Annotated in this window: 20 protein-coding genes; 11 read left to right on the top strand and 9 right to left on the bottom strand. The window is 52.8% G+C overall.

The window, feature by feature from the left end:
* Positions 1 to 26: 26 nt before the first annotated feature.
* Both HALTITAN_RS06730 and HALTITAN_RS06725 read right to left on the bottom strand, forming a co-directional pair.
* On the bottom strand, positions 27 to 347 hold the full coding sequence (locus HALTITAN_RS06730; RefSeq protein WP_039858439.1) for a carboxymuconolactone decarboxylase family protein: 321 nt from the start codon (positions 345 to 347) through the stop codon (positions 27 to 29).
* A 159-nt stretch (positions 348 to 506) separates the two neighbouring features.
* Positions 507 to 923, bottom strand: a complete 417-nt coding sequence (locus HALTITAN_RS06725; RefSeq protein WP_039858438.1) for a MarR family winged helix-turn-helix transcriptional regulator — start codon at positions 921 to 923, stop codon at positions 507 to 509.
* A 127-nt stretch (positions 924 to 1,050) separates the two neighbouring features.
* Here HALTITAN_RS06725 and HALTITAN_RS06720 point away from each other — a divergent pair, with 127 nt between their 5' ends.
* Complete coding sequence (locus HALTITAN_RS06720; protein WP_039858437.1) at positions 1,051 to 1,617, top strand: YIP1 family protein; 567 nt, start codon at positions 1,051 to 1,053, stop codon at positions 1,615 to 1,617.
* A gap of 73 nt (positions 1,618 to 1,690) precedes the next feature.
* Here HALTITAN_RS06720 and HALTITAN_RS24735 read toward each other — a convergent pair whose 3' ends face one another.
* Positions 1,691 to 2,122, bottom strand: a complete 432-nt coding sequence (locus tag HALTITAN_RS24735; protein ID WP_009286632.1) for a DUF488 domain-containing protein — start codon at positions 2,120 to 2,122, stop codon at positions 1,691 to 1,693.
* Between the two features lie 425 nt (positions 2,123 to 2,547).
* Here HALTITAN_RS24735 and HALTITAN_RS06715 point away from each other — a divergent pair, with 425 nt between their 5' ends.
* Both HALTITAN_RS06715 and HALTITAN_RS24730 read left to right on the top strand, forming a co-directional pair.
* Positions 2,548 to 2,907, top strand: coding sequence for an Atu4866 domain-containing protein (locus tag HALTITAN_RS06715; protein ID WP_081742520.1), 360 nt, complete (start codon positions 2,548 to 2,550; stop codon positions 2,905 to 2,907).
* Between the two features lie 38 nt (positions 2,908 to 2,945).
* The gene (locus tag HALTITAN_RS24730; RefSeq protein ID WP_083868725.1) at positions 2,946 to 3,152 is read left to right on the top strand and encodes a winged helix-turn-helix transcriptional regulator; all 207 of its coding nucleotides are present in this window, start codon (positions 2,946 to 2,948) and stop codon (positions 3,150 to 3,152) included.
* Between the two features lie 54 nt (positions 3,153 to 3,206).
* Here the strand turns inward: HALTITAN_RS24730 and HALTITAN_RS06705 are convergent, their stop codons facing one another.
* Positions 3,207 to 4,037 (bottom strand): AraC family transcriptional regulator, encoded by an 831-nt coding sequence (locus tag HALTITAN_RS06705; RefSeq protein WP_039858436.1) that lies wholly within the window; start codon positions 4,035 to 4,037, stop codon positions 3,207 to 3,209.
* 123 nt (positions 4,038 to 4,160) lie between these two features.
* Between HALTITAN_RS06705 and HALTITAN_RS06700 the strand changes: the two genes are divergently transcribed.
* Both HALTITAN_RS06700 and HALTITAN_RS06695 read left to right on the top strand, forming a co-directional pair.
* Positions 4,161 to 4,589, top strand: a complete 429-nt coding sequence (locus HALTITAN_RS06700) for an organic hydroperoxide resistance protein (RefSeq protein ID WP_039858435.1) — start codon at positions 4,161 to 4,163, stop codon at positions 4,587 to 4,589.
* A 43-nt stretch (positions 4,590 to 4,632) separates the two neighbouring features.
* A complete protein-coding gene (locus HALTITAN_RS06695; protein WP_009286629.1) occupies positions 4,633 to 5,574 on the top strand; it encodes an alpha/beta fold hydrolase in 942 nt (313 codons plus the stop codon).
* 210 nt (positions 5,575 to 5,784) lie between these two features.
* Here the strand turns inward: HALTITAN_RS06695 and HALTITAN_RS06690 are convergent, their stop codons facing one another.
* Complete coding sequence (locus HALTITAN_RS06690; protein WP_083868723.1) at positions 5,785 to 6,732, bottom strand: AraC family transcriptional regulator; 948 nt, start codon at positions 6,730 to 6,732, stop codon at positions 5,785 to 5,787.
* Between the two features lie 99 nt (positions 6,733 to 6,831).
* Here HALTITAN_RS06690 and HALTITAN_RS06685 point away from each other — a divergent pair, with 99 nt between their 5' ends.
* Complete coding sequence (locus HALTITAN_RS06685; protein ID WP_039858433.1) at positions 6,832 to 7,776, top strand: alpha/beta hydrolase family protein; 945 nt, start codon at positions 6,832 to 6,834, stop codon at positions 7,774 to 7,776.
* Between the two features lie 99 nt (positions 7,777 to 7,875).
* Here the strand turns inward: HALTITAN_RS06685 and pdxR are convergent, their stop codons facing one another.
* The gene (gene pdxR / locus HALTITAN_RS06680) at positions 7,876 to 9,354 is read right to left on the bottom strand and encodes a MocR-like pyridoxine biosynthesis transcription factor PdxR (RefSeq protein ID WP_039858432.1); all 1,479 of its coding nucleotides are present in this window, start codon (positions 9,352 to 9,354) and stop codon (positions 7,876 to 7,878) included.
* 101 nt (positions 9,355 to 9,455) lie between these two features.
* On the opposite strand from pdxR, the gene HALTITAN_RS06675 reads away from it, so the two are divergent.
* Positions 9,456 to 10,085 carry a LysE family translocator gene (locus HALTITAN_RS06675; protein WP_039858431.1) on the top strand — a complete coding sequence of 210 codons (630 nt, stop codon included), beginning with the start codon at positions 9,456 to 9,458 and terminating at the stop codon, positions 10,083 to 10,085.
* 332 nt (positions 10,086 to 10,417) lie between these two features.
* Here the strand turns inward: HALTITAN_RS06675 and HALTITAN_RS06670 are convergent, their stop codons facing one another.
* The 3 genes from HALTITAN_RS06670 to HALTITAN_RS06660 form a co-directional block, all read right to left on the bottom strand.
* Complete coding sequence (locus HALTITAN_RS06670; protein WP_039858429.1) at positions 10,418 to 11,365, bottom strand: pirin family protein; 948 nt, start codon at positions 11,363 to 11,365, stop codon at positions 10,418 to 10,420.
* Positions 11,366 to 11,409: 44 nt separating this feature from the next.
* Positions 11,410 to 11,712 carry a GNAT family N-acetyltransferase gene (locus HALTITAN_RS06665; protein WP_027959351.1) on the bottom strand — a complete coding sequence of 101 codons (303 nt, stop codon included), beginning with the start codon at positions 11,710 to 11,712 and terminating at the stop codon, positions 11,410 to 11,412.
* Between the two features lie 174 nt (positions 11,713 to 11,886).
* Positions 11,887 to 13,353, bottom strand: a complete 1,467-nt coding sequence (locus tag HALTITAN_RS06660; protein WP_009286625.1) for an MFS transporter — start codon at positions 13,351 to 13,353, stop codon at positions 11,887 to 11,889.
* A 62-nt stretch (positions 13,354 to 13,415) separates the two neighbouring features.
* Between HALTITAN_RS06660 and HALTITAN_RS06655 the strand changes: the two genes are divergently transcribed.
* The 4 genes from HALTITAN_RS06655 to HALTITAN_RS06640 all read left to right on the top strand — a co-directional run bounded on the left by HALTITAN_RS06655 (position 13,416) and on the right by HALTITAN_RS06640 (position 16,576).
* Positions 13,416 to 14,345 carry a dihydrodipicolinate synthase family protein gene (locus HALTITAN_RS06655; RefSeq protein ID WP_009286624.1) on the top strand — a complete coding sequence of 310 codons (930 nt, stop codon included), beginning with the start codon at positions 13,416 to 13,418 and terminating at the stop codon, positions 14,343 to 14,345.
* On the top strand, positions 14,338 to 15,351 hold the full coding sequence (locus tag HALTITAN_RS06650) for a 2-hydroxyacid dehydrogenase (protein ID WP_027959310.1): 1,014 nt from the start codon (positions 14,338 to 14,340) through the stop codon (positions 15,349 to 15,351). Before HALTITAN_RS06655 ends, HALTITAN_RS06650 begins: the two co-directional genes overlap by 8 nt.
* 147 nt (positions 15,352 to 15,498) lie before the next feature.
* Positions 15,499 to 15,609 (top strand): IS66 family transposase zinc-finger binding domain-containing protein, encoded by a 111-nt coding sequence (locus HALTITAN_RS25980; RefSeq protein ID WP_309599316.1) that lies wholly within the window; start codon positions 15,499 to 15,501, stop codon positions 15,607 to 15,609.
* A 619-nt stretch (positions 15,610 to 16,228) separates the two neighbouring features.
* Positions 16,229 to 16,576 (top strand): hypothetical protein, encoded by a 348-nt coding sequence (locus HALTITAN_RS06640; RefSeq protein WP_039858427.1) that lies wholly within the window; start codon positions 16,229 to 16,231, stop codon positions 16,574 to 16,576.
* Positions 16,577 to 16,938: the final 362 nt, after the last annotated feature.

Below are 16,938 nucleotides of genomic sequence, written 5' to 3'. Positions count from 1 at the left end.
TTCAGAAGAGCGCCCCCAGAGCGCCCTTAATCAGGATCCGTGATGTCCTCAATCCAGGTTAAGGCCGCCACAGCAGTCGGAAATCCGGTGGTAGGAATCGCTAACATGGCTACTTGTTTCAGTTCCTCGGCACTCACGCCTTCCTCCAAGGCACGACGCACATGGGAGTGAACGGCCCCTTCGGAGCGTGCCCCTATGGCCAGCGAGAGTTTTATCAAGCGTCGGCTACGTTCATCAAGCGGCCCAGCTTCAGCACAGGCTTTGCCCAAAGCGGCATAAGCTTCCCATATCTCAGGATACTGGTTTGCGACATCTCCAGCTCCAGATGGCAAATCATGCTTTGTCATAGTGCAATACCTTAACGATAAATTGAAGTTCACAGTATAGAAGTACAGCAACTAAATGCCACACACCACACTTAAGAGCTAAACACAGCAATCGAACCAAGCATTATTAATGAGGACATTCGATGTATATTGGCTATATCCAACTTCTTAAGCTCTGCATTAAGTGGACTTATGCCAACCCGGAAATGGCGTCTCTTCCTGCAAATGACGCAACTCAGGTTGATGAGCTTCAGCGATTTGCGTTACCCGATTCACGCCCTCTTCCAATAAATGCACTTCTATTTGGCGGCGATCCTCACGCCCTTGCCGCCGCACAACCAATGATAGCTGCTCACAGCGGTCAACTAGCGCCACCACCCCATGATGTTTTGATTGAAGCCGTTCCGCTAGCTCCCCCACCGTCGCCCAGTCTCTTCCATGGAAACCACGAAGATGTAGCAATAGTTGATACTGCAAGGGCGTCAGCCCATAGCGGCGACAGATATCTTCACTATGGCGAAGAAAGCAACGCAACCGGTAACGAAATTGCGACAGCCGCTCAAAGTCGCTTTTATCAAGTGTCTGAGGGTTATTCATTTTTCCAATTCTCTTTACCACATACTCGGCTATTGCTGACTCGCCAATTTAGAGCGCTTTAAAAAAATACAATATCACACCATGATACAAATAACCATTGAGATTACACCTGCAGGGGGGATCTGAAATGAGAGCACTCACTTTTCTCAAATTACCATTCAACCATCGTGAAGGCTGGAAAGAGCTACAGGCTTCCTCCCCCTCCATTCCTTTACTAGCGTGGCTGGTGGTGTTACCCATGTCCCTCTTGCCGCCAGTAATGCTCTATTATGCGGGCACCCATTACGGCGATGCATTTATGGCGGGCTTTGCTGACCGAGAGTGGCGTTTTATCACGACAATTATTTTCCTAGCAGAGATATTGAGTTTTTTCGTTATTGGCTGGGTAATCTACGCTGTAGTCAATGGAACTGAAGAGCTATCTATCAGATATCAAGATGCCTATTTACTTGCCACACTTGCACCAATACCGTTATTCGTCGCTTCATTGGCACTATTGGTACCCAGCTTACTTTTCAACGTAGTGGTTATACTTAGCGGGCTGGGCATCTCTTGCAGCTTGATTTACCACGGCTTACAAGCACTCTGTACCCATCAAGAATTTGATGTTGCTACGATCTCAGCCACTTACACAATCATAGCTGCCAGTGCTCTGGGGTGGGGTATTTTGTTTGCTGTTATCTGGGCTTATTAAGCCATGAATATTAGGCGCACTGGCACCAACCCATTCATCGTCAAGCCCAATGATGACGCGTGAAGCAAACGGTCTAACGTTGAGAAGTGGGTAATGTGTGCGCCAGGCAGGGCGATGAGCAAAATTCACGATCACTGGCGTCTTCCTCTTCGAGCGCTGATAGCACCAGCTCTTTGATTACTGGAAGGTGGGAATCTTCAATTTCACGAGCGGCGGTTAGTAGGGTAACTCGCCCCGCTCGTGCGAATCTCATTAAAGGCAGTAGCTTATCAGGACATGCCTTCAGCTCACTCCTGTAGCGCTCAAGAAAGAGTGATTTACTGATTTTTTGCTGTCGATACTGACGACATAATTGAGATGCAGGCGCTATCTCCGGGTACCACTCATTCAGCGCCAGTAAACTGGGAGACAACCCGCTAGGACATAACCGATCAACCAACACCCGAGTGCCGTTGTGCTCCTCTATCGGCGCATATATACGCTTTAGCATGATTTCATACGACATCGTTTATATACCTCCGCCAGCGCGCGCATGGCTTCAGCGAGTAAAGCTATATAGGTATTAACATAGTAGCAAACTTAGACAGGTTAATAGCCATAGGGATTTGCACCATTCATAACCGGGCGTTGGTCATCACCACGGTGGAACGCCCTCGCTCACCCTTATTTTAATAATAGGATTAGGCAAGGATGCAATAGAATTGTCTCTATGAGCGATTGCTCCCGCTAGTTAAACTTCTCCAAGTATTTTTCATTGTGCGGATTAACACATGACAATTTCAACTAACTTCGTATCAAAAGTTGTTTTATTAACCGGACGACGTTGATACCAGCGACATAGTGGTACGACCTACAGCGAGCCTGTAACTCCGTATGAATATGTGTCCGAGCTATTCAAGCAAATGTGGCATTTAAAGCGAGTGACCTTACATGCAAGACACCAAGCTTCCTATCTACTGGCAACGTGCGATAGTCGTTGCTGGCATTATCACTATTTTCCCCGCCACCACTACGGCTCAAACAGCCCCGAACATAGGAGATAACGCTATGGCAGAACACCCGTATGTTGGCATGTGGGTAACTAAAGATGGCCAAATACGCCACGAACTTTTACCCAACAATCGTTACGATGAAGCCCGTGGTGAGCGTGAAAGCGCCTATCAGGGCCGCTATCAGGTGACAGGTAACTATATCGAATACTGGGACGACACCGGTTTTACCGCTGATGGCGAGTTTATTGATGGCGTGCTCTATCACGGTGGTATGGTGCTATACCGTAACAAAGAGTAGCGCTAAAAAACGAATCACCCGAGCCGGACTTCGCCGTAATTCGTCACTACTTCCCTGAAGTGCCACCACGTGTGGAGTATGAGCTGTCTGAGATGAGCGCCAGTATGCTGACCGCTCTAGAGGGCTTTACTTCATGGATACGCATTCACTGGCCACAAATTGAAGAGAACCGTCGTGCCTTTGATAAGGAGCAGCCTGCCTCTACCGAAAATCGGTCGACATACCGTGATCGGGACGGTTATTGATGCCAGCGAGTCTGCCTAGTATTTATACTTCGTCTGGAGCTGAGCGATCAAATCTCACAGAGTGGCAGTTTGCGCTTCTCGCCATTGTCTTGGTGACATTCCCGTATAGGCTTTAAAAGCGCGCGATAAGGCCACTTCGCTTCCATAACCCACTTCACCGGCAATAATCTTGATCGGCCGGCCGCGCTTCAACGCCTGCTGTGCCATCCTGATACGCCACCCTTGCAGATACTGACCCGGCGTATCACCCACAACGTCGCGAAAGGTGGAAGCAAACACACTGCGCGACATACCTGCCCGTTCCGCCAGTACCTCCAGCGTCCATGTTTTTGTTGGTTCTTCATGCATGGCAACAAGTGCATTGCGCAAGCGTGGGTGTGAGAGGCCCGCCAGCATCCCCCCCTTCACATCGTTATTTTCCATCAACTGACGCAATATCTGGATCATGACTACTTCAAACAGACGGTTAACCACCGCAACTCGGCCGCATCGCTGCGTAAACGCCTCGTCAAAAAGGAGATCGAGAACCTGCGCTACACCAGCAATGGAGTCCAAAGGCAAACACACAACGTTAGGTAAACTTGCCGCAATTGGATTCTGCTCGCCTCCCTCAAAACGTAAGCTAGCACAGGCCATGTCGGCACCCTGTTCAGGATCGGTCATGAAACGGTGTGTCATTGGCCGGGCATAGAGCAACAAACTGGGCTGCGTAATGCTCAGAGAGCCATCGTGGTGTACCACTTTAACCGTTCCACGCCGCACCAAGTGCATCTGCCCTGATACCCCATCGGCTTCCAATGTATTGGTACCGCATAAAGCCCCTGCGTGAAATACCTGAGCCGTTACCGAAAAGTGCTCCATCAGAGTCGCTAACCTATCGACCATTTGATACTCCAAATCAATTTATCGAGATTATAGATCACCAATCGTCCAATTATAGCAGGCAGAATGCCTATCACCGGACAACATTTGTTTTCGGATCAACCACTGCTTTGGAGAAAACTAGACATGACTATCGAAAAAATTCTTTACACAGCTACTGCCTCAGCCACAGGTGGACGCGAAGGCCAAGCCACCTCTTCCGATAACGCTTTGAACGTCAAGCTTTCCACGCCACGCGAACTGGGCGGTGCGGGTGGAGACGGCACCAACCCTGAGCAGCTGTTCGCCGCTGGCTATTCAGCCTGCTTTCTGGGCGCCCTGAAATTCGTGGCGGGCAAGCAAAAAATCAGCCTTCCTGAAAGCACGTCTGTCACCGGAAAAGTTGGTATTGGCCAGATACCTATCGGCTTTGGAATTCAAGCTGAATTAACGATTGCGGCGCCAGGTGTGCCCAACGACGTTTTACAAACGTTAGTCGATCAGGCCCACATCGTCTGCCCTTATTCCAACGCCACGCGCAATAACATCGACGTCACACTCACCATCACCGAATAAACACCACCACCACTACTCAACCGCGAGAACAGGAAACGACATCATGAAAAAACTAAACCGCACATTGACCACTACAGTGCTAGCACTAGGCCTTCAAATTGGCTCAAACGCCTACGCTGCAGATGCCCAAAAAGCCTTCAACGCTGAACAAACCGCCAGCACTATCACAACGGCTGACGGGGTAGAACTGTATTACAAAGACTGGGGACCTGAAGATGGCCCAGTGGTCACCTTCAGTCACGGTTGGCCGCTCAATTCGGACAGCTGGGAAGCGCAGATGATTTTCCTGGCATCAGAAGGATATCGCGTTGTCGCTCATGACCGCCGCGGTCACGGACGTTCCAGCCAACCCTGGGATGGCAATGATATGGATCACTATGCTGACGACCTGGCCACGGTCATCAACACCCTTGACCTGAACGATGTCACACTCGTCGGCTTCTCGACGGGTGGCGGAGAAGTGGCTCGCTACATTGGCCGGCACGGAACAGATCGCGTCGCTAAAGCCGTCCTGGTTTCAGCGGTTCCTCCACTAATGCTGCAAACACCTGACAATCCTAATGGACTACCTATCGATGTGTTCGATGGTATCCGTGAAGCTTCTCTAAACAATCGCTCCCAACTGTACTTGGATATTGCATCAGGGCCTTTCTTTGGCTTTAACCGCCCAGACGCGGAACCCAACCAAGGCCTGATCCAGTCATTTTGGGCACAAGGAATGCAAGGCGGCCATAAAAATACCTATGACTCCATCGCCGCATTCTCGGCCACTGATTTCCGTGAAGACTTGGCGGCATTCGATATTCCCACCCTGGTGATCCATGGTGATGACGACCAGATCGTACCTTTAGACATTTCTGGGCAAGCGTCTGCGGCATTGGTAGACGGCGCGGAGTTAATTGTATATGAGGGAGCCCCACACGGTTTGACCGATACACATAAAAACCGGCTCAACCAGGATCTGCTCAATTTCCTTCAAAACTGATCGCTCCCCCATTGGCCCACTGCCCTGCAGTGGGCCAGTTTGTACCATCTTTGACAGCAAAAGTTCAGCAACCTGCCATGCCAAGTTCAATGAGGACTCTAGATCCAGGAGCAGTGTTTCAGCCTGTTCGCGGTGAATTCGCACTTTGAGTCCCAACACAGCATTGCTCCATGAGTGGGAACAACCTGTACATCATAGCCACTGTCGTCTTCAAGACACTCCCTTTGTACCTCTCTTACGGCCTTGCTTGCCTGCAAACGCACCGGGAGAAAAGCCCTCGTGCCGAACAAATGCCATCCCGAAGGCACTGGCAGATCCGTAGCCGACCCGCAGGGCGATCTCCGTGTTGGTAAGTTTGCCCTGCCGTAGCAGCGTCTTAGCGATGGCCATGCGCCAATCCGTTACGTATTCCATCGGCGCGCGTCCAATTTCCTTCCGGAACTTCTCGAAAAATCCGGAGCGGGACATACCCGCGTCCTGCGCCAGCCCTGAGACGGAAATCTCGCCACCCGCGTCCGCGTGAATGCGCTGCAAGGCGGCGGCCAGTTGCGGATCGGACAGCCCGCGCAGTAGCCCCGGCGGCATATTCACGGTAGGGCCCGAGCGGAGCGCCTCAATAAGCAGCACCTCTAGAAGCCGCTGGAGGATCAGCTCACGCCCCGGCCGGTCGGCGCGGGTCTCATCGTGAATCACCGGCACCAGGGCCATCAGGCGATCGTGCCCAGAGACATGAATCATCTCGGGCAGCAGTGACACAAGCAAGTCGCTCGCGGGTGTATCGAAGCGGCAATGCCCAACTAGCGCGCGCATCTCCACGGGGGCGTCCGCCGGGCCGAGGCGAACCCGCCCGGGTTCGATTTCCAGCGGCCGGTCTGGCCCCCTGGGTTCCGGCGGCACCTCGCTGGTCATGCTGAAGTCATGCAGATCGGGGATCAGGACGAAGTCTCCGGCCGCCAGCGTAACCGGCTTGCGACCGCTCACCTCAACCCGGCATCCCCCCTCGACCATCGCACAATCCATCGCACAATAAAAGGGGCTGGCCATGTCATGCCGCTCGACCTGCCACTGGCCACCCGCCTCGACCATCTTCGAGATAGACACCGACGGTTTGAGCAACGTGACGACACTGGACAGAGGGTCTTCGATACCATCGGGCATATTTTGGACTCTTGATGAAAGAATTTGGACATTTGTGTATCGCATGAACGGGTAATCGCTGTCTATACTCTCCTGCTCATCAAACAAGGAGGCTAATAGATGAACCGACTGATCAACCTGTCCCGCGCACTGCCGACGCCGGATCCCGCCCTGACAGTGGCCTACACGCCGATCTGCCTGAAGATGCCTGGCCGCCACCCCCTGGAGCTGCGCCTTACCGCGCCAGCAACCGGGGACGCCATACCGATCGTGATCCTGTCGCACGGCTTTGGTCCATCGAGCTATATCCCCTCGAAAGACGGCTATGCCCCGCTCGCCCAGTTCTGGGCCGAACGGGGCATAGCCGTCATTCAACCGACACACGCCAGTTCACGGGTCGGCGGACTTGACCCCGACCGACCTGAAGGCCCCTTCTACTGGCGCGAGCGTGTGCTCGAGATGCGTGCCATCGTCGACCAGTTGGCCGAGATCGAGCGGCAGGCTCCCGCCATCTCAGGACGGCTGGATCACGACCGGATCGCCGTAGCGGGCCACTCCTTCGGCGGCCACACCTGCAGCCTGCTACTTGGCGGACGTTTGTATGGGGAGGATTTCTCTGATCCGCGCATCCGCGCGGGTGTCCTGCTGGCAACTCCAGGGCGTGGCGGCGCCGATCTGACACCCGATCATGCTCGGCGCTTTCCCTTTTTCGATGTGGATTTCAGCGGCATCGAATTACCCACCCTCGTGGTCTGCGGCGCGGAAGATGACCCGCATTTCACGCCACGCGGCCCCGAGTGGCACGCGGATGCCTTCCACGACGCGCCGGGGGCCGATGCCCTGCTGACAATCAGTGGCGTGGGCCATGGGCTTGGCGGAATCGCGGGGCTCGACGCGAAAGAGACCGAGGCAGAAGATCCCGATGCGCTGGAGGCGACCCGGCGGTTGGTATTGGCTTGGCTGCGGCGCATATTCTTCATCGAGCAAGATGCCTGGACACTTAGCCAGACTGCGCTCCGGGATAGAGCGGCCGCCGTCGCGAAGATCACCGTGAAAGAGCGCTAAGACGAGGTCTCATTGTCAGCTCGCCTGAAGGCTTTTCAATGCGCACCGAGGAGAAACCGAGATTTATCGGCCCGGTTGACCAAGCGAAAAAGTCACCAGCTAACTGGGTGTTGGAAGCAGTAATTGCCCAAGCTTACGAGCGGCATATTTTGCCTGTGCCCGTGTTAGCGCTGCGAAACCCAACACAATGGCAGGCGCTAATTCAATCTCACGGCAGCAGTGCCGAAGCGGTTGTAGCACTACTCCCTGCTGTTCCGCTGCATGGATTAACATGTTTTCGTCTTGATCCGGCGATAACCACAGAATCAGGTGGAAGCCTGCATGTTCGCCACTAATGCGATAGCGCCCCGGCGCTTCGGCCCTCAAGGTTTCAAGCACGATGTCACGCAACGTCTGATACTCCTGCCGAGAACGGCGTAAATGCCGTAAGAAAGCAGGGCCTTTCATAAACGCCGCCAACCCCAGTTGCTCCGACACTCCCACACTACGCCCTACCGTATGCCACAATTCGAGCACTTTTCGCTGTAGTTCTGGTGGAGCAAGCATATAGCCAAGCCTCAAATTGGAAAAAAGCGCCTGATTAAAACTCCCGCAATAGACTACTCGATTCATCGTGTCGATGGATTTTAGCGCTGGTAACGGCGCGCTTTGATAGTTGAACTCGCTATCGTAATCATCCTCGATGATCCAGGTGTTGTTGCTTTGGGCCCAGTCAAGAAGCTCTAAACGGCGAGTCGCCGACATGATAACGCCAAGCGGTGACTGGTGCGCCGGTGTCACATAGGCAATACGACATTCAGTTGCGCCTATTATGCCACCCAAATTAAGCCCTTCCTGATCAATAGGCGCGTAAAGCAGGTTAGCGCCTGCTTCTTCAAATATTTGGTGTACAGCTGGATAACCAGGATCCTCGACACACACATGATCACCAGGCTTTACTACACAGCGCGCGACCAGATCAATGCTATGGCGAATGCCGTTAGTGATGAGTATCTGCTCTGCCAGACAATCGATTCCCCGATGGTTACGCAAGTACTTGGCAATCTGTTCCCGCAATACCCAAGCGCCTTGCGGCTCAACGCTACACATCTGCTCGGGCTGCATAGCTGCCATGGCCCGCTGTAGATGCGCGGCCCACTCAGCAGGTGAAATAAGCAACGGGCTGGCAAGCCGGGCAACAAAAGGTACTCCTACCTGGGCTTGGTAGTGTTTTCTTACGCTAACGGGCGCCGCTTCGACCATCGCTGGCTCTTTATGGTGGGTCGCCGTCGTTTGCGCCGTGCTAACCGCTTTCAAATATCGGTCTGGGATAGTGGCACTGACACGGCTTCCAGACCCCACTTTGCGGGTGATGTAACCCTCGAGTTGCAAACGCTCAAAGACACTTTCTAACGTACCACGCCCTACCCCCCAACGTTGCGAGAGTACGCGTGTGGATGGCAACCGGTCACCCGCCTGTAGCAGACCATTCACAATCCCGTCGCGCATGGCCTGGTAGGCCAACTCAGATTTCGTTACACCGACGGGGCTGGTGGGTAAGGGCAAGTCTAAACCCGCTGTATTTTTTCCTTTAACCATAATGGTTCGTATCAATCTCGTTTATATGGCTCTCTTGTATGAGCCACTTTACTTCTAGCATAGCAACATATTGACGTTTCATTGGCTAAGGAGTGTTCACTATGTTGCTCACTGACTATCTGTTATTCGCCATGATTGCGGCGATGCAAGTTGGCTCGCCGGGCCCTTCGACAATTTTTTTGGTAAACAACGCGCTGGTGCATGGCCCCAGCCGGGCCATATTGATACTCACTGGGGATTTGGTGGCTATTGCTGGGCTCGCGGCTTGCTCACTACTGGGGGTCGGTGCGCTACTGGAGGCAAATCCAACGGTGTTTATGGCCGTCAAGGTAGCCGGTGCTGTTTATCTTTTATGGCTGGGTATGCAGCAGTTTCGCCTGGCACAAAGGGTTCGTATTTCCAGCGATCAGCCTACAACGCTGCAAAGCATACCCGTACTTTGGCGACAATCGTTTATGGTTGGGCTCAGCAACCCCAAGGCGATTCTATTTTTCTCATCGCTGTTGCCGCAATTCGTAAGTGCCCAGCAGGACTCCCACATTTCTGCGTTCCTTCCCCTCATACTGTTATTTGTGTTTATTAAACTGATCGTATCGAGCGCTTACGCATTAGCAGCAAGAACAATGATAGCGAAGGTGGCCACACCAGGCGCCGCCGTTTGGGGTAAGCGCGCGGCCGGAGGAGTGTTAATGCTGTTTAGCATCTTTATGGGCATAAGCGCTTTTTACTAAGTGCCCAAATGTTGGAAAAAGGCAGGCGATTAACTTCATGGTTGGACTTTCCCCTTGTGCTCGCCAAGTAGCTCGCTCCCAAGCGATGCCTTATAGAATAGAGTTTTGCAAACACTTCTCGCTATTGCTCAAAAACATCACTATGTATCTGGAAAGATATAGTCGGATGTTATGTATGGAGGGACGCCCCCTCGCCCCATAGCGACGTTACCGATGGAGGCCTTTGCGTAAGCACTGATTGAGATCCGACATCGGCTGGGAGCTCAATTCGCTGGCACTCCTACGAGTGAAGTATAAGCTGACTGCTTAAGGCGGCCAGCTTTTTTGGGGCGTTATTTAGCAGGTTCTCCAGGAAAAGGAATGAACTCCGCATCGTCTCCGGGGGGAAGACGAAAGCGACCATTCTCAAAATCTGCTTCTACCCAAGCCTGTTTGGCGGCTTCCAGCTTTTCTCGCGAAGAGGCAACGAAGTTCCAGGATATATAACGGGGGCCATTCAGCGTTTCACCGCCCAGTAGCATCAGCCTAGTTCCGGATTCGCCCGCCACCACCGTTATCGGGTCGCCTGGTCTGAACACCATCATGCGGCCGGCTTCAAAGGTTTCCCCTGCAATAATGACACTACCGGACATGACATAAATACCACGATCCTCATGGCCATCCGGCAAAGGAAGCTTTGCACCTGGCTGCAGTATCGCATCCGCATAGAACATTTCAGAGAAGGTTTGCACCGGCGCCCGCTCCCCCCAGGCCGTGCCCAGGATCAAACGCACTTCCTTACCCTCGCCCTCCAGTACTGGCAGTGTCTCCTCGGCATGATGCTCGAAGCTGGCAGGCTGGTCTTCATAGGCTTCAGGGAGCGCTACCCACGTCTGTATCCCCAACACAGAGTGCTTGTTCTGACGAGTAATAGCACTGGTGCGCTCCGAATGGGTGACCCCATTGCCCGCCACCATCCAATTAACCGCGCCAGGATGAATCATTTGGTTGGTACCCAGGCTATCGCGGTGTTGGAACTCCCCTTGATATAGATACGTAACAGTGGCAAGCCCAATATGGGGATGTGGGCGAACATCAATGCCTTCGTCGTTAAGAAACTCAACGGGCCCCATCTGATCAAAAAAGATGAACGGCCCCACCATCTGCCGTTTTGGGGCAGGCAGCGCACGGCGCACCTCAAAACCACCCAAATCCCGAGCGCGTGGAACAATTAGTGTCTCTATATCATTCAAGCTACCGGCGGATGGGCATTTTGGCTCTAAATCAGGCATCCAGCTCATAGGTTTTCTCCAGAAGTGAGAGGTAGGAAAATGGAGTACGCACCTTACAAAAGCACATCGTGCCACTCTGAGTGGCGTGCAAACTGTGCTTTTGCAAATGGGCATAACGGCATGATTTTCTTGCCCGAGGTGCGAACGTCTTCGACTGCTTTTGCAACTAACGCAACACCCACTTTTTGTCCGCGCATAGCATCAGGCACTTCAGTGCTATCGATGATGATCATCGAATCACCTGCTTTCGAATAGGTCATCTCTGCTTTAGCCCCATTGAGCTTGACTACATAGCGCCCCTTGGTATCGCTGGTTTCATGCTCAATGGTAAAAGAAGCTTCAGGTGTACCAGACATTGCTTTCTCCTTGTCGTATTACCCAGCAAACAACTCAGTATGTGTATCTATAAGTTAATAGTTATCAAAAGCCTTTTCTTTCTATAGCACTTAAGACCAGCACTTAAGACCAGCACTTAAGACCTGTACTTAAAATTAGCACTAAGCTTAGTACTTAGCCCCTTGAATAAGATCTTACGTTCGGCCTTCATGGGGATGATTGAAAGTCAGGAAATGGCGCACGACCGGGCGTTCCTCCCCTTGATGGAAACGCAGAACCTCCTCTTGGATATCGGCGGCTGATTTAGAAACACGCTTATGCTGACGCAGATGCTCTGCCCAGGATTCAACTTGGAACCACTCCAGCATCAAGCTGGGATCGGCGGAATCTTCGGTAATACCCCAAGCATAGGCACCATCACGACGTCTTTCAGCAGAGAGCCTAGCCAATATTTTCAGAAAGGCTGAACGATCTTCGAGGGCTACCCGGTACTCTATCTGGATAAGCACCGGTCCGCGATCATACTCGACGGGAGTAGCTGTCAGTGGCTCAGGCCAATGATTCGACGGCATTAAGTCTGATTCGCCTTTGGGCAACTTGATACGGTGTGCAATAGATCCGATCGCTGCTAGCCCCGCCGCGCCAGATAGTAACGCCAACGGTACGCCAATCCCTTGAGCGATTACCCCCCATGCCAAACTGCCCGCGGCCATGGCGCCATTGAACACCGTCAGATATACCGCCAGAGAGCGGCCACGTACCCAGTTGGGAAGAATTGCCTGGGCGACGCCATTGAGGGTCGTCAACGCTGTAATCCAAGCGGCACCAAGGATCAATAGAGAGGACACTGCGAGCCATTTAGGCGGCGACAGGGATAGCAAAGCCATGACGGCCGAAGTGACTAATGTTGACGTTAGAAGTAAGCCGTCGGCGCTAAGATACGTACGCAAACGGGGCATAATAATAGCCCCGCCGATTGCGCCCAGGCCAACTGCGCCAAGCAATATGCCATAGAAACTTGGGCCGCCTTCCAGTAACTGACGTGCTACTAGAGGCAGCATTGCCCACACTGAGCTGGCCATAGCAAAGAAGAGAAAAGCGCGCAGCAGGACAACATGCAACTCGCGACTGGCGCGGGCATAGCGCAGCCCGGCTCGGAAAGCACCGGGGAAGCGCTCGGATAAGGCATCCCGTTGCGTTGCTGGTCGTTTCCACCAAAACAGCGCAGTGATGACAACTACATAGCTCAGAACGTCTACTCCATAGGTAAACGCTGCTCCCATGCTGGCCAGCAACAGCCCGTCTAAAGCGGGACCTACGGCACGGGCAATGTTGATCCCCAGCGAGTTAAGTCCCACTGCGTTTTTGAAGTCTTTCTTGTCTACCAGCTCGGGGACGATAGCCTGCCAAGTTGGCCCCATCAGAGCAACGCCTATGCCCCCTATAAACGTAAGCATTATAAGTGATGCCACAGAATGCTGATCTGTAAGCGATAGAATAACGAGGCAAACGCTGACACAGGCCAGCAGAAGCTGAAAGCAGGAACAGCCGAGAGCCCCGAAAAAGCCTTTCAAATCCGACGTCGGTGCGTTGGATGCCCAGGCCCAGGCATGATCATGGCCGTGTAGGCCACACGCGCTTGCACAGCCACAGCTGGCCATCGCTTGGGCGCTACGCCATCGAGCCCTGGCAATAAAGACCTTACAACAACAAGGAGAATATCATGTCCCAATTGAGTGATGACGTCTGGTCACCGGTGATTACCCCCTTCGGCGCCGACTTGGCGCCGGATACGCAACGTTTTGTGGCGCACTGCCAATGGCTGGCCTCAAATGGTGTCGGCTTGGCCGTGTTCGGCACAAATTCTGAAGCCAACTCAATGACGGTGGCCGAGAAACAGGAGCTGTTAAAAGCGCTAGTGCATGGCGGTGTCGATCCCTCCAGGATTATGCCCGGTACCGGGAGCTGTACAATTGATGATTGCGTGGCGGTGACATGCGAGGCGGTGGACGCTGGCTGTGCCGGTGTGCTGATGCTACCGCCCTTCTACTATAAGGGGGTTAGCGATGAAGGCTTGTTTCGCTTTTACAGTGAGGTGATCAACCGTGTCGCAAATTCGCGCCTACGGATCTACCTCTACCATATCCCGCCGGTCACTCATGTCCCGCTCTCGTTTGAACTGATCGAGCGTTTACGTGACGCCTTCCCGGGCATTATTGCTGGCATTAAGGACAGCGGCGGAGACTGGGCACACACCAAAGGGTTAACCGAGCGCTTTGCTGGGCAAGACTTTGCTGTGTATGCCGGCAGCGAGCGGTTTTTGCTTGATACCCTACGAGCAGGCGGTGCTGGCTGTATCAGTGCCACTGCCAATGTCAATCCGTCGGCCATCGTTGAGTTGGCAAGGCATTGGCAGGAGGACGATGCCAACGAGCGTCAGCAGAGCCTGAATGCTATACGCGACTTGTTTGAAAAGTACCCACTGATTCCTGGCATGAAGGCAGCGACAGCTTACTTTTCGGACAATGACGATTGGAGGCGTGTGCGCCCACCTTTAGTAGAGCTGGAGGAGCAGCATGTGTCTGAACTCGTGTCTTCGCTTAAAGCGACAGGATTCCAGATGGAAGGCGTAGGTGAGGCGAGCCATGGATGAGCAAACGAAATCGTGGCGTATTGTCGCTGTACGACGGCTCAGTGAAGCCCAGCTTGAGGCACTTTCCGAGGTTGCCGAGGTCGACTATTTCGAGGACGTGGACGAATCAAACCGTGCTGATTTCATGGCAGCGCTTTCCAGAGCTCATGGCCTAATCGGCGGTAAGCTAGAACTCAATGAGGCAATGCTAGCCGAGGCGCCTGCGCTTCAAGTGGTATCCACCATTTCAGTGGGCTATGACCACCTGCCCCTTAAGGCACTGAATCAACGCCGCATTCTACTCTGCAATACGCCAGATGTGCTTACCGAAACCACTGCCGACACAGCATTTATGCTAGTCATGGCGACCCAGCGGCGGCTAGTCGAACTGTCCAACCTTGTCCGCGATGGCGGCTGGCGAACACATATCGGTCACGAATACTTCGGTATTGATGTACACGGCAAAACCCTAGGCATCGTGGGTGCTGGTCGCATTGGTGCGGCGATTGCACGACGGGGAGCGTTGGGTTTTGGTATGCCCATTCTCTATACCGCCGCCTCATCCAAGCCTGCGCTTGAGCAGCAGTTAGGGGCGAAAAGGCGTGAGCTGAATGACCTGTTAGCTGAAGCAGATATCGTCTGCCTCAGCGTGCCCTATAACAGCGATACACATCACTTAATTGACGCAGATGCTCTAGCACGGATGAAAACGACGGCTGCCCTAATCAATATAGCGAGAGGTAAAGTGGTCGACGAGCCAGCACTGATCGAGGCACTCCACTCCGGCGGAATCCGTGCAGCTGGGCTTGACGTGTTCGTAGAGGAACCGCTTCCACCCGATTCGCCACTGGCGGCCATGGACAATGTAGTGACGACTCCACACATTGGCTCGGCGACCCATGAAACACGTGAGGCCATGGCACAGTTGGCAGTCGATAATCTGCTGGGCACGCTGATCGGCAGCGGCCCGCTTACCGCGGTTAATGAGCATGTCTGGCGACGGGCTGATGCTATTGAGGAAACATAATGCCTCGCCGCCTACAACACATCTTGTGTCTTGATGATTTCGAGCGGGCCACTCAGCGGCATTTAGTCCCGGCCGGTTTGTCGCGGTGGGGAGCGTCCATGAACTGCCCGAGAACGCCCACCATTGTGACGATGACAGCACACCGCGCTGAAGGTCATCGGTGAAGCGGTCAGCGAGGAGCTGCATGTGGTGCCCGCCCGGATCGAGGTGATCCGTCATGTGCGGCGTCAAGATCGCCCCAGCGCCCGCCAAGCATGAGGTTGCTGTGACATCTCCAAATACGATGATGGCGTGACATCACAGAAACTCCGGACAAGTGTCACCTATATGCCACTTATAAAACGCTAACAAACAAAAACGGCCACTGTAGCAATTAGCTAAGTGACCGTTTTATATGTTCTTGGTCGGAGCGACAGGATTCGAACCTGCGACCTTTGCAACCCCATTTTCACGCCCCACCTCCTTTAAATTACTGATTTTCAATGGATAACACCTATTCTTAGCGCCAGCCAATACGGTTAAATCGCTCTATGAATATCAACAAGTTACATGGATGTTTTCAGTTAATGAATAAGCTTTTTATAATTGTTGTGGCTAGCATGTTGCTAGTCACAGTCTCCGCTGTTGTAACCTTCCCACCCTCTTCCTTCAATGCCGCTAAACGCATTGCTGAGCAACAGATTTACCACGATCAAAATGAGTCGTTCTCTACTGCGGCTGTACGTTTTATTTTTGTGCTGGGCCAAATCTAGAAAGCTGCGGCTATGAGATCCGCAAACAACCTGCACGGGCTAGCCAAATAGAGTGGGATGGAGTGCCATGCGAGTCGCATTTGCCGTTAAGATAGGCTCAAAATTAGCTGAAGCAAGGAATCAAGATGACAATGACAAGCGTACGCTCAAGCAAGGCAGCCTTCATTTTAGTAGTCGGATTTATTTCTATCTTTACTGCTCAAACTGCAAACTCTGAAGACAATTTGACACCTGTCGCGTGTCAATTTGAGCACCTTCCTTTAATGCTAATAATCAGCAGAGACGGCATGGGTGGGCAAAACAACACTCTTCAGATTGGGGACAATGAACCGGTTCAGCTGTTCATAGGATCAAGTTTGATGAATGCAGAGTTCCAAGGTCAAAGCTATGTATTTTCACTTAGAATTCCTGCAAATGTAACAGTGGGCTCCTTAACCTATCACGGCACATGCATTAGCTCACCACGCCGGTGATAGTGAGAAGTAAGGTGATTTTTATGAAACGGCGGATTTAGAACCCGCGCAGCTACATTTTACTTTTAAAGTCACGCGGATTCTGCGACCAGTTGATAGCTACGTCGAATTAATAAGCTCCTCGGCCTGTCCCTCTGCTGGCTTTTGCCCTTCGTGCTCACAGGCCAATGTTCAATTAGCCCTGCATCGATAGCTCAGCAGCACTACCCGCCTGGGTTCGGTGCCAATTGCACAACCCATGCTTCCATCATCACGTTCAGCGTAGATCCCTGAAAAATACAACGGCGCCCTGTCAGCTCTGCAAATGTGGGGTTGCTTAGGCATCGTCCACACATGCTTGAATCATAGTCGATAACCTGAGC

Source organism: Vreelandella titanicae BH1 (assembly GCF_000336575.1).
GTDB lineage: Bacteria > Pseudomonadota > Gammaproteobacteria > Pseudomonadales > Halomonadaceae > Vreelandella > Vreelandella titanicae.
This window is presented reverse-complemented; position numbering and strand designations above follow the sequence as displayed.

Excerpts from the sequence above, each read along its gene's own strand:
- HALTITAN_RS06670 (WP_039858429.1), bottom strand. The coding sequence starts at position 11,365 with ATGAGCTGGATGCCTGATTTAGAGCCAAAATGCCCATCCGCCGGTAGC.
- HALTITAN_RS06715 (WP_081742520.1), top strand. The coding sequence starts at position 2,548 with ATGCAAGACACCAAGCTTCCTATCTACTGGCAACGTGCGATAGTCGTT.
- HALTITAN_RS06675 (WP_039858431.1), top strand. The coding sequence starts at position 9,456 with ATGTTGCTCACTGACTATCTGTTATTCGCCATGATTGCGGCGATGCAA.
- HALTITAN_RS06705 (WP_039858436.1), bottom strand. The coding sequence starts at position 4,037 with ATGGTCGATAGGTTAGCGACTCTGATGGAGCACTTTTCGGTAACGGCT.
- pdxR (WP_039858432.1), bottom strand. The coding sequence starts at position 9,354 with ATGGTTAAAGGAAAAAATACAGCGGGTTTAGACTTGCCCTTACCCACC.
- HALTITAN_RS06655 (WP_009286624.1), top strand. The coding sequence starts at position 13,416 with ATGTCCCAATTGAGTGATGACGTCTGGTCACCGGTGATTACCCCCTTC.
- HALTITAN_RS06685 (WP_039858433.1), top strand. The coding sequence starts at position 6,832 with ATGAACCGACTGATCAACCTGTCCCGCGCACTGCCGACGCCGGATCCC.
- HALTITAN_RS06690 (WP_083868723.1), bottom strand. The coding sequence starts at position 6,732 with ATGCCCGATGGTATCGAAGACCCTCTGTCCAGTGTCGTCACGTTGCTC.
- HALTITAN_RS06660 (WP_009286625.1), bottom strand. The coding sequence starts at position 13,353 with ATGGCCAGCTGTGGCTGTGCAAGCGCGTGTGGCCTACACGGCCATGAT.
- HALTITAN_RS06640 (WP_039858427.1), top strand. The coding sequence starts at position 16,229 with ATGACAATGACAAGCGTACGCTCAAGCAAGGCAGCCTTCATTTTAGTA.
- HALTITAN_RS06695 (WP_009286629.1), top strand. The coding sequence starts at position 4,633 with ATGAAAAAACTAAACCGCACATTGACCACTACAGTGCTAGCACTAGGC.
- HALTITAN_RS06700 (WP_039858435.1), top strand. The coding sequence starts at position 4,161 with ATGACTATCGAAAAAATTCTTTACACAGCTACTGCCTCAGCCACAGGT.
- HALTITAN_RS06725 (WP_039858438.1), bottom strand. The coding sequence starts at position 923 with ATGAATAACCCTCAGACACTTGATAAAAGCGACTTTGAGCGGCTGTCG.
- HALTITAN_RS06730 (WP_039858439.1), bottom strand. The coding sequence starts at position 347 with ATGACAAAGCATGATTTGCCATCTGGAGCTGGAGATGTCGCAAACCAG.
- HALTITAN_RS06665 (WP_027959351.1), bottom strand. The coding sequence starts at position 11,712 with ATGTCTGGTACACCTGAAGCTTCTTTTACCATTGAGCATGAAACCAGC.
- HALTITAN_RS06720 (WP_039858437.1), top strand. The coding sequence starts at position 1,051 with ATGAGAGCACTCACTTTTCTCAAATTACCATTCAACCATCGTGAAGGC.
- HALTITAN_RS24735 (WP_009286632.1), bottom strand. The coding sequence starts at position 2,122 with ATGTCGTATGAAATCATGCTAAAGCGTATATATGCGCCGATAGAGGAG.
- HALTITAN_RS06650 (WP_027959310.1), top strand. The coding sequence starts at position 14,338 with ATGGATGAGCAAACGAAATCGTGGCGTATTGTCGCTGTACGACGGCTC.